The sequence below is a fragment of the Paraburkholderia sp. FW306-2-2C-D06C genome (assembly GCF_058781505.1).
Genome location: NZ_JBYSWU010000036.1, coordinates 68,360 through 78,863 on the forward strand (window position 1 = coordinate 68,360; position 10,504 = coordinate 78,863).

Here is a 10,504-nt window from a genome sequence, read left to right on the forward strand (position 1 = left end):
TCAGTTGTCTGCGTTGCCGAGAACGCCGACCTGCGGCGGCAGCTTGCCGTTGCCGGCTGGCTGCGCGGGGGTTGTCGGCGAAGGCGGCGCAGCGGGCGGCTGCTGTGTGGCGCTCAGCATGCGCAGGGCTTCGGCGACCCCAGCCGGCGGCTCGCTGACGGGCGGCTGGGGCGCGGAGGATTGAGCTGCCGCGTTGAGGTCGGGTTCCGGAGCGGCTTGGACCAGCGGTTGATGCGGAACCGGAGCGGACATGGGCCCTTGCGGCTCAGTGGCTATCTGCACCGGCGTGCTACGGATCGGCGCGGGGGGCAGGGCTGGTGTCGGCGCGATCGGCTGACGCGGGGCAGGCATTTCCGGGGCCTTTTCTTCATCGGAAACGAGCGGGTTCGGGTGACCGTACTCCTGACGGTATCGTTGATCCAGTTTGTCGGCGCGCGCCAGCAACTCGGTGTTGGGCGAAAGCTCCGGATCGGAGATGACAGGCGTCACGAAGATCACGAGGTCGCTCTTCTTGGCGCGGAAGCTGTCTGAGCGGAACAGATGACCCAGGATGGGCAATTGGCCGAGGAACGGCATACCGTTGCTGTCGTTGACCGCGTCCGCGCTCACCAGTCCGGAGATCGCGAGTGTTTCGCCTGGGCGCATCGAAATATCCGAACTCGTGCTGCGAGTCAGGAAACCCGGCATCCCGCCATACGTAACGGTGGGATCGATCTGGCTGATCTCGGTTGTCAGATGCGCGGAGATGATGTTGTTCGCGTCAACAACCGGAATGATGTTGAGCTTGATGCCGTATTTCCTGTACTCGATATTGGTCGTGCCCAGTGCGCCGGATTGCGGGATCGGTATTTCGCCGCCCGCGAGGAAGCTTGCGGTGCCCCCACTCTTCGTATTCAGCTCTGGCGCGGCGAGAATGTACGCGTCGCCATTGTTGATGGCGAAGTTGATCTGTGAGGTGATGTTAGAGGCAAGGCCTGCGAGGAAATAGCTCGTTCCCGCGGTGACGGCTTTTGCGGCACCCGCGGCGACGCTCGTCGCACCGCCGATCTGCGGTCCCTTGAAGCTGCTGTCCCACGCAATGCCGAGGTTCTTCTGAGCATTGCGTGTGACCTCCATGATCTGTACCTTGAAGTGAATCGTCTTCTTGAGCGCGTCGCCCTCGTCGATGGTGGTGGTGTCGATCACGTTCTTCATGTCCTGCGTGGCTGACTTGACGATTCCCGCCATGTCACGGTGCACGACACCGGACAACACGATGTTCGAGCCGATCGCATCGATACGCAATCCAGTCACCGATTTCAACACGGCACGCAACTGTTCCAGTGAAGCGTTCACCTCGGACTTTGCGATTCGCACCGTGGTTTGCAGCGCAATACCCTTTTCGGTCCACACCACGAGCGACGTCATGCCGTCTTGCTCGCCGAGCAGCATCAGGCTGCCGTCGACCACATTCGCGGTAATCAGCTTGCCGTTGCCGATCGCGATGCGCTTGATCGTGCCGGGCAGATGCAGGATGCGGACTTCGCCACGAAACATTTCGAGCACCCGGGTGCTGGCCGAAGCATCGTCCCTGGTGGACGGGTACGCGGCTTGAGCGAGCGCAGCCGGAGCGGCTTGGCATAACAACATGCCGATAAGAAGGGACGGCAGGACCCTGCGACGCAATTGGGCCGCATTGTGTTTGACTTTCATGGTGTGAAACCTGGGCTCGATACTTCAGTTCTGCTTCGACGTGCGGGGCGCGACGGCTTTCTGCAGTTGTTGGGCAATGGCGTTGGCCTGCTCGTAGAGGCTCGGCTGACGCTCGGGCAATGCCGGCGTGGGTTGAGCCGCGTTGGCGGGCGCAGGTGCGGCGGCCGGCGTTTCCTTCGCGGAAGCGGGCGGCGCGCTTTGGGGAACGAGCACGCTGCTGTTCGCGCCGCCGCCCGAAATGACTTCAACGACCTGGCCCACGGGGCCGGTGCCAGTGGCCGTTCCTCGATCCGGGTCCATGAACACGTCGCTTTCTTTCACAAGCAGCGGCCCGTCCGCACCCTTGTCGTCTGAATTGCGCAAAATGAGGCGCAGGCCACCGATTTTTTGTGCAAGGGCAATGCGCGGAGCATCGTCCACCGGAACCTGCAGCGTTACGGTGGTGTAGCCCATACCTTCTTGCCGGCTCATGGCGCTGCTGTTGGCATTCGCCTGGTCTTGCAGCTCTGCCTCGCCTGCGTCGCGCGGGCGCATGTCCTGGCCGGTTGCGAGAACCAGCACATTCGGCATGATCAGTTGGGCCACTTTCTTGTCGTCCGAGGCCTGATTTTGGTGGAAGACTTTGCCGACCCAGTACACATCGACGCGGTTACCTGGGCGGAGCATCAGTGCGGTTGAGTTGACGGTATCGATTTCCACCGTGACCGCGCGCTGGCCGGCCGGAACGATGTCGGAAAAATCGCGGCCACGTAGCGAGTCAATGTCGCCGGCACGTAAAGGCCGGCCGCGACGTACCGGTCTGACGAGATGCGAAGCGTGGTACTGCTGGAAGTTTTCCGCGCGGATCATGTCGTCGTAAACCAGATCGGGTGCAATCTCGCGCGCGACGAAATCGCTGCTCGACAGCGGTGTGCCGACTGGAACGTCCTGTGCCGGCACGACGACCTCCACGCCGGCGCGCACGCGACGCGCGGCCATGTCGGCCTTCAGCTTGTTTTCACGGTCTGTCAGGTACGTGTACAGGAGAAACGTCAGACCACCGGCGACCAATACAGCAAGGAAGAGCAATACCCAGGAATTTCCGAGAAGCGAGCGAAGTTTGATTTTTTTCAGCATAACGATTTGATCCTTGCGGATCAGGGAAGCGAGAGGGTGAAGCTATAGGCGCTAAAAACCGACTTGAAGCTCGTGACGAGGGCGGTAAACGGCGCTACGGTGTCGCCTGCTGCCATCAGCAGAATGCCGACGAGAGCGGTTGCGACGACGAGGTACTCAGCGTAGGCCTGGCCACGCTGGCGAGCGCGCCGCCCCGCAAGGCGCTTAAAGATTCCTGGGTGTTGCATCTCAACGGTTCCTTGTTGCGTTGACGACTGCGACGGTTCTTCCATCGCGATCTGAAAAGCTCACGTCTACGCTGTCGCCGCCGTGTTGCATGACGAATGCCGTGCCGTGCGCGGATTGTGTTCCGGCAGACCGATAGTCCGGCTGACGGCCGAGGCTCGACCATCCCCGCGCCGCAAGCCTGTTGCGATAGCGCTGCGCGTTCCAGCGTGCTTCTCCCGGCATATCGAGCAGCCACGTGCGCCCGGTTTGCCCGGGATCGTGGCTCTCGACATCCGAGACGACCTTGCTGTCCTCGGGCAGCGGGACCGCCGAATCCGGGATCCGATGGATCGCCTGATCGCTGCCGAGCTTGATGACGCTCATCATTGCGCGCGTATGCGCGCCGTCTGGTTGAGGCGGGATACTGAGTACATAGAGGCAGTGCTCGTCGAGCGCGCTGAGCAGAATCCCTGAGGCGCTGCTCTGGTTTTTCGACGGCACATCTTCGGCTTTCCAGTATTCGCGGAACGCCTGCGCGACGTCGCTCGGCGCACCGCTGAATTGCATGCCGACAACCGATGTGGGCACGCCGTTCACGATCATGTCCCGACCGAAAGCCTGGATGCTTTGCGGTTGTACGGGCTGTTTCTTGCACGCGGTGCCGGCCACGGCCGTGCCGGCGACCAAGGCGGCGAACAGCGTGGCGAATAGCGTGACGAATAACGTGACAACCAGGCGGCCGCCTCGAGCGAGGGCATTGAAACGCTTCATGGACTTAAGCGGTTGGGCGGTACGACGTCTTGCTGAACACGGCCGAACTCAAGCGACGAAATCTCGGGCGCGTACTTTCGTAGACCCAGATACCCGTATGGTTGGACCAGCACGACGTTGGCAGCGGGCACCGCCTGGCTGAATACGGCTTTGTTGCTGTCCGTACCGTCAGGAACCCAGGTATTCGTCATCAGCACGTTCGTGTCGGAGAAGGTCAGGCCGCTGAACGCAGGCAACAAGTTATCTTTAGGCCACAGACGCTTAAGTACGTCGCTGTCCTGGGCGATCGAAATACTGAGCGTGCCGGATTGCAGCGTGCGCGTCGGCAGGCTGAGTTGCGACAGGTATTGGCCACCGGTTCCGGTTGTCATCGTGCCAAACGGATTAACGGCGTAGCTGGTCTGACTGCTCGCAGGATCGGCGTCCGCGCTGGTGCTGACCACAACGTCGCCTGCCGCTGCCAGCAGAGGTTTGCCGCCGTAATCGTTCCACATGGCCGGCTGGGTCGCGGCCAATCTGTTTTGCTTCCGGTCGGTACTGGAAATCGGCGAATTGTCGCCTGCCAGGACGCGTTGCATCACCTCGTTGTTGAGCTCGGAATCCACCTTGCTCGCGGTCAAGGCTGCGCTACCGTAGGTACTCGACCAGCCCTCGGCGGTAGTCGGATCGGCGACAAGGTTCTTTTTGGGATCGCTATCCGACCACACGGTGCGTTCCCACGTGACGTAGCGCGAGCCCATCAGCGTCCGGTTGCGGATGTCGTTGAACTTGCCAAGCATCACGATGCCGAGCAACAGCACGCTCATGACCAGTGTCATGGAGACGAGGAATTCCACCATCGCCTGGCCAGCCTGTGAGGGTTTTCTGTTGTCGAATCGCGTCATTGCTTGTGGGCCTGAGTGGCCGTCGAAATCTGGCTTGCCTGAGCCGCCGCGCGTTCGCTGTCGCTGACCGGTGCAAGCGTGGCTTGCCAGTACGGACTGAACAGGCTCGGGTATTCGGTTTTGTGATCGGCGCGCGCCCATTGGCCGGCATTCACCAGACCGCCGATGATCGAAGCGCCGAACGACGTCTCGTCGGGACGCACGAAATAGGCATTGGCGCTCGACAGCGCCCGCATTGCACCGCCGGCAGCGTTGTCGTCGACAGCCATCCGTCCGCCGCCGCGCAGGTCCACTGTCTTGACCAACGTGTTGCTATTGCGGGTGACTTCGATGGTGATGCGCGGAGCGGCGTTGAGCGGCGTGCCGGTCACGTTCTGGTAGGGCAACAGGCCGCCGTTAGTCGCGTCGAGCGAGGGGCCGGGCCCGCGACGGAACTGTTCCGCCATCGCATCGGGCACCTGCCATCCGGGCCTGGAACTCCCTTGATATCCAAAGTTGAAGTAGCCGCCATAGCCTTGCCAGTCTTGCCATGCGGCGAACGGCGGATGAGTCATGAAACTGGTTACGTTTCCGTTAGCACTACCGCCGAAGCCGGCTTCGGCTTCAAGGGGGCCAATGCAACTGATCCGCATATGCGCGGTGCTCGCATCGATGGACTGCCAGCCCGACTTGTCGCTCCGTAGCTGGGTACCTCCGTCATGCGTGACGTAGACGGTGAACGAGCTGTTGGCTCCGCATAGGTTGTCGGCCGTGTCGTCCAGTTGCTGAAAGTTGGGCGCGACGCTGCGCACGGAGTCGCGATTCTTGACGAAACCGTCGAGGGTATTCGGATCCGTCACCACATCGGCGAAAGCGTCCTTCCCGATGGTGCCGGCAGGCGTGATCGTGGCCGTATAGGACCTCCAGGCTGCAAGCTGTGCCGCGTTGCGCGGGCTGATGAAGTATCCGCTGGTGACGTGCGTGTCGGGCTGGTTTTGCTGGGCGATGGCGTCGGCGGTGTCGGGCACGGCGCTGAAGATCGCCGCATGGTAGTTAGCCTGCGCGGTGCTTAGCGCGCGATTGAGGGTGCCAATGCCCGTAGCCACGGTAGGCAGCAAGGCGTCCAGCGCCGCACGCACGGGCGCAATATCATTTTTGCCAACGCTTTTGGGCGTGCTCCATCGGGCCGGATGGTCAGCCAATCGATTGATGGATGAGTCGAGCTGTGACGGGGTGTAAGTCGCATCGAGTTCGTCGATCCAGGATTTCAACGCGACCACTTGCGCGGCAGTGACCTGGTTGGCGACCATTGCCCGGTTCGTATAGGCGGAAAAATTGTAGTCGCGCGCCTGCAGCACGGCGGCGCTGTACGCAGCTGCGTCGGCGGTGTTCTGGAGTTTGATCTTGGCGCTCGTCATCTGGAACGAGTTGAACGCCACATACAGGCCGATACAGCCGACCAGAAGAAAAATCAGTGCAGGGACCAGCGCCTGCCCGCTAGCGCCGGCGACCCTGGCCCTGCCCTTGCGGGCAGAGCGGTTCATGATTGATTTCGCTAACCAGACGAGATTACTTGTTGTTGCTGTCGTTATACGTACCCATGTTCTTCGTCTTGTTGGCGTTGGCGGTCGCCGTGTCCGCGTTGGTTTTCGCCGACTCGATGTTTTCTACAGCGTCCTTGCCGGACATTTCCCTTGCGAGACCGGCGGTCTGATTACGCAGGGTTTGACCGAAAAGCGAATACACACCGATTGCCGAGACCGCGATCAGCGCGACGATGATGATGTATTCGGTCATGCCCTGACCAAGCTGCTTATTCTTGCGGCGAATTTGTGAAATTTTCATGATGTCTATTTCAAACTGATTGATAAAAAGATTGAATATTGTCCGGCTGCGGCCTTGCGGGATTTATCGCTTTTAAAAGAAGCAGAAATTAAAAAATTCACTGCTCAAAACGCGCGGGCAACAGTGCCGGTGCGAAGTATAGGAGTAAGCATGGGCAGATACTCGTGGGAAATTTCTGAAGCTTTTGGTGTAAATGCGCATGCAGCCGAAAGCGTAAATAGTTTGTTTGGCGGGCGAGAAATTGGCGATCGTCTGACAAGCGTCTTGACGTGAATGTGCCGACGCGAGCTAGGCCGTGAGGCGCCCGGGGACATAGCTTCGTAGCGCGGCTTGCCCTTGGGCGGGCGCGTGCATGTTCTGTATTTCTTGTCTCGGTGTATCCCTGTTGCGACGGCGCGACATTAGCTTCGCGCGCCGCTTGATCCCGGCTGAGGTAAATAAATGGCGAACTCAAGCCTGGCGTGGGTAATTGGCCGTCCGCGAATTATCTCAAGTCGATTCGGATTATTCTGACACGAATTTCTATTTTCCTGATTTTTAGGGATGGGGCATCCAGTTAGATTTAAGACGCGTGAAAAATCCAGGTCGAGACTTTATGGTCTGCGACCGATTTTTTTGCGGAATTTTGCGGAAACCAGTAGGGCACGGTTTTACAAATCTAATTGCAAGCGGGGCTCGCCCGATTTTAGGGGATTTATGAACAAGTCGTATATCAGCGTCTGGAACGACGCATCCGGAACGTGGGTAGCTGCGCCCGAAACTGCCAAGGCGCGCTGCGGTGGCGGAGCTGCGTCTTCCCGTGCGATCTCGCCCGGCAGGGACGCGGCGGCCGGTCCGGGCACCCCGCTGAAGGCCGCGTTTATGCCGATTGCCATGGCAATCGGCGTGGCTATGTTGCCGGGCACGGCAGCGGCCCAGGCGACCACTGGGAAGGGCGGTCTTGAGTTATGTCCTGGCGGGGTAGGTGGGGTCGGGTCTTCGTGGGGGCCATTGTCGAGCTCCGTCGGCTTCATGGACTGCAACGGCGCCCGCGGCAGTGGCGGGATGTCGTTCTCGTTGAATAACGCGGCAGACGACAGCGGCGCAAATGGCTACAACAGCGGCAACATAACTGCCCGCGTAACCGGTTTTGACGATGGCCGCCTCGAGCTCAAGGGTGTGGGCGGCATCACGATGCTCAATGAAGTCGACTTGAGCAGCCATAAGATCACCGGGGTGGCGGCAGGCAACATGTCGTCGACGAGCATGGACGCGGTGAACGGGGCGCAGCTGTATCAGCGCACGCGTTATTTCCAGGCAAACTCTCCTTCGAGCGACCGGTATACCGATGCCCAGGCCAAGGGAGCCAGTTCAGTTGCCTCCGGACCGTCGGCAATGGCGATTGGCAACCGGTCAAGTGCGTACGGTGCAAACGCTGTTGCGATTGCGGACAACACGGTTGCACTGGGCGCGGGCTCGGTTGCCAGCCGTGACGATACTGTGTCGATCGGCTTTCTGTCGGCGGATGGCAAATCGCAGTACACGAGACAGATTACCAACGTGACAGCCGGCGCCGCGGGTACCGATGCTGTCAACGTCGACCAGATGAATGCTGCGATCGCAAGCGTCAGCGGTGGCGGCGGTGGTGGCGTTGCCGACAATGCCGTTACGTACGACAACTCCGCGTCCAACCTGATTACGCTCAAGGGCGCAACCGGCACAAAGATCACGAATTTGACGGCCGGCGATGTCTCATCCGAATGGAGTACGGATGCAGTGAATGGTTCGCAGCTATACCAGACGAACCAGAACGTGACGAACGTTGTCAATAATGTCGCCAACATATCAGGCAACCTTGCCAACGTGACGAACGTCGTCAACAACATCGTGAGCAATGGTATCGCGGGCTCACCGCTCGTGGTGACGTACGATACATCGGCTCGCGACACGGTGACGCTCGGCGGTGTGGACCACACGAATGCGGTCAAGCTGACAAACGTGGCGCCTGGCGATATCTCGTCGGCCTCGAGCACTGACGCGGTCAACGGCGGCCAGTTGTACACGACGAACCGGAACCTGAACGCGTTGGCAGACAACGTGGGCGGAATTGGGGTGAGCATTTACAATCGCGGCGTCAAGTATTTCCACGCCAATTCGACGCTTGCCGATTCGTCGGCAGTCGGTACGGATTCGGTGGCGATCGGCGGCGTTTCCATCGCGACGGCAAACAACTCGGTGGCGCTAGGTTCGAATTCCATGGCCGATCGCGAGAACACCGTGTCGGTCGGTGCAGCCGGCTCGGAACGTCAGATCACCAACGTTCTCAGTGGCAAGCAGGACACTGACGCCGTCAACCTCGGTCAAATGAATACCGCGCTTGCCAACATCTCGGGCGGCGGTTCGCCTGACGCAGTTATCTATGACACGTCGGCGCACGACAAATTGACGCTCGGCGGCACAGGCGCAACGGCGGCAGTCGGTTTGACGAATGTGGCAGCTGGTCAGATCACCTCGAATAGCACGGACGCAGTCAACGGTTCGCAACTTTACAACACGGCGAACAGCGTGGCGCTTGCGCTGGGCGGTAGTTCAAGCGCGAGCCCGAGCGGCACGGTTACCCTTCCGAGCTACGAGCTCAGCGGCAAGACGTATGCCGATGTCGGCGCGGCACTTGCCGGCGTAGACGCGGCAATTGCCCGCGTAGACGGCACGGTTAGCACGATCAACAACACGATTACCGATACCACCAAGTACATCAAGGTGGTATCGGGGTCGTCTGGGGCGATTGCGACCGCCGGCGAAACGGTGGCGATCGGCGGCGGAGCGTACGCGGGCGCGACGGGTGCGTTGGCCTTTGGAGCGGGCGCTCGCTCACAGTTCGCAAATTCGGTGGCGATTGGCTCGAATTCGTCGACGACCGGCGTGAACACGGTTTCGGTTGGATCGAAAGGCTTCGAACGCCGCATCGAGAACGTGGCTAACGGCGTTGCGCCCAGTGATGTCGTGACGTTGGCTCAGCTGACCGCAATGCAGAATACCCTCACGCAGCAGGTGTCGCAGCCGTCGATCGGCGTGAAGTCGATGCTTCTCGCGGCAGTGCCGGTCACCAGCTACATCTCGGTAAGCTCAAATGTCACGCAGGGTACTACGACGTCTACAGATAACGCGCTAGACGCGATGGCGATTGGTCCTACGGCGACTGCACTGGGCGAAGGCTCGCTGGCCGTCGGTGCCGGGGCTGCCACGGGGTTTGCCGGCTCTACCGCCGTCGGCACCGGAGCAGCAGCTCTGGCTTTGAACGCGACAGTAATTGGATCCGGCGCGACGACTAGCAACGACGGTACCAATGGTGTCGCGATTGGCTATATGTCTAAGTCACAAGGCGCAGACGCGTTGGCGCTCGGCTCTAGCAGCCAGACGAACGCCTCGAATTCTGTCGCGATGGGTAGCGATGCCTTCGTGGCGACGAAGGCCACGAATTCGATGGCTCTCGGTAGCAATTCAAGCGCCAGTCAGGCTAATTCCGTCGCACTGGGCGCCAATTCGTCGGCGGATCGCCCCAACACCATTTCGGTGGGCAGCAGCACGGCGCAACGTCAGGTTGTCAATGTGAAAGCCGGTACGGTAGCCACCGATGCGGTTAACGTCGGCCAGCTGTCCGGCGTCCTGACGGCGCTCGGCGGCGGCGCGGCTGTCAATGGTACCGACGGTTCGATCACGAAGCCGTCTTATGCAATCGGCGGGAAGACATACACGGACGTTGCTTCGGCCCTCGCGGCGATTGCGACCGGTGAATCGCCCAACGGAGTGCAGTACGACACGTCGTCGCATAGCAAAGTGACGCTGGGCGGTGTCGGCTCGACGACGCCGGTGACGCTGGCCAACGTGGCGGACGGCAAGGCGAACAACGACGCGGTGAACGTGCAGCAGTTGAAGGAGATGGGCGCGAACATCGACAGCAGCGGCAATGTGACGGGCGCATTCGTTGCCTATGACGATACGTCGAAGAACACGATTACGCTGAGGGGCGT

The 10,504-nt window shown here is 60.6% G+C and carries 8 protein-coding genes; 1 reads left to right on the top strand and 7 read right to left on the bottom strand.

Features of this window, described 5'->3' with window-relative positions; translation table 11 throughout:
• Genes AC3WLT_RS24545 through AC3WLT_RS24575 form a run of 7 tightly spaced genes read right to left on the bottom strand, consistent with a single transcriptional unit; the run spans position 1 to position 6,494 of the window.
• Positions 1–1,692 (bottom strand): type II and III secretion system protein family protein, encoded by a 1,692-nt coding sequence (locus AC3WLT_RS24545; protein ID WP_492594271.1) that lies wholly within the window; start codon positions 1,690–1,692, stop codon positions 1–3.
• A gap of 24 nt (positions 1,693–1,716) precedes the next feature.
• The gene (gene cpaB / locus AC3WLT_RS24550; RefSeq protein WP_492594272.1) at positions 1,717–2,808 is read right to left on the bottom strand and encodes a Flp pilus assembly protein CpaB; all 1,092 of its coding nucleotides are present in this window, start codon (positions 2,806–2,808) and stop codon (positions 1,717–1,719) included.
• 20 nt (positions 2,809–2,828) lie between these two features.
• Positions 2,829–3,035, bottom strand: coding sequence for a hypothetical protein (locus AC3WLT_RS24555; protein WP_492594273.1), 207 nt, complete (start codon positions 3,033–3,035; stop codon positions 2,829–2,831).
• A 1-nt stretch (position 3,036) separates the two neighbouring features.
• Positions 3,037–3,786, bottom strand: a complete 750-nt coding sequence (locus AC3WLT_RS24560) for a hypothetical protein (protein WP_492594274.1) — start codon at positions 3,784–3,786, stop codon at positions 3,037–3,039.
• Complete coding sequence (locus AC3WLT_RS24565) at positions 3,783–4,670, bottom strand: hypothetical protein (RefSeq protein WP_492594275.1); 888 nt, start codon at positions 4,668–4,670, stop codon at positions 3,783–3,785. Before AC3WLT_RS24565 ends, AC3WLT_RS24560 begins: the two co-directional genes overlap by 4 nt.
• The gene (locus AC3WLT_RS24570; protein ID WP_492594276.1) at positions 4,667–6,193 is read right to left on the bottom strand and encodes a pilus assembly protein TadG-related protein; all 1,527 of its coding nucleotides are present in this window, start codon (positions 6,191–6,193) and stop codon (positions 4,667–4,669) included. The genes AC3WLT_RS24565 and AC3WLT_RS24570 overlap by 4 nt, the downstream gene beginning before the upstream one ends.
• A 25-nt stretch (positions 6,194–6,218) precedes the next feature.
• Positions 6,219–6,494: a Flp family type IVb pilin gene (locus tag AC3WLT_RS24575; protein WP_492594277.1), complete on the bottom strand. Its 276-nt coding sequence runs from the start codon at positions 6,492–6,494 to the stop codon at positions 6,219–6,221.
• A gap of 696 nt (positions 6,495–7,190) precedes the next feature.
• Between AC3WLT_RS24575 and AC3WLT_RS24580 the strand changes: the two genes are divergently transcribed.
• Positions 7,191–10,504, top strand: a 3,314-nt coding sequence (locus AC3WLT_RS24580; RefSeq protein ID WP_492594278.1) for an ESPR-type extended signal peptide-containing protein, incomplete at its 3' end; no start/stop codon positions are given.

What these genes read in the sequence shown, in the direction of transcription:
- AC3WLT_RS24560 (WP_492594274.1), bottom strand. Translation starts at nt 3,786, where the DNA reads ATGAAGCGTTTCAATGCCCTCGCTCGAGGCGGCCGCCTGGTTGTCACG.
- AC3WLT_RS24570 (WP_492594276.1), bottom strand. Translation starts at nt 6,193, where the DNA reads ATGAACCGCTCTGCCCGCAAGGGCAGGGCCAGGGTCGCCGGCGCTAGC.
- AC3WLT_RS24555 (WP_492594273.1), bottom strand. Translation starts at nt 3,035, where the DNA reads ATGCAACACCCAGGAATCTTTAAGCGCCTTGCGGGGCGGCGCGCTCGC.
- AC3WLT_RS24565 (WP_492594275.1), bottom strand. Translation starts at nt 4,670, where the DNA reads ATGACGCGATTCGACAACAGAAAACCCTCACAGGCTGGCCAGGCGATG.
- AC3WLT_RS24575 (WP_492594277.1), bottom strand. Translation starts at nt 6,494, where the DNA reads ATGAAAATTTCACAAATTCGCCGCAAGAATAAGCAGCTTGGTCAGGGC.
- AC3WLT_RS24545 (WP_492594271.1), bottom strand. Translation starts at nt 1,692, where the DNA reads ATGAAAGTCAAACACAATGCGGCCCAATTGCGTCGCAGGGTCCTGCCG.
- cpaB (WP_492594272.1), bottom strand. Translation starts at nt 2,808, where the DNA reads ATGCTGAAAAAAATCAAACTTCGCTCGCTTCTCGGAAATTCCTGGGTA.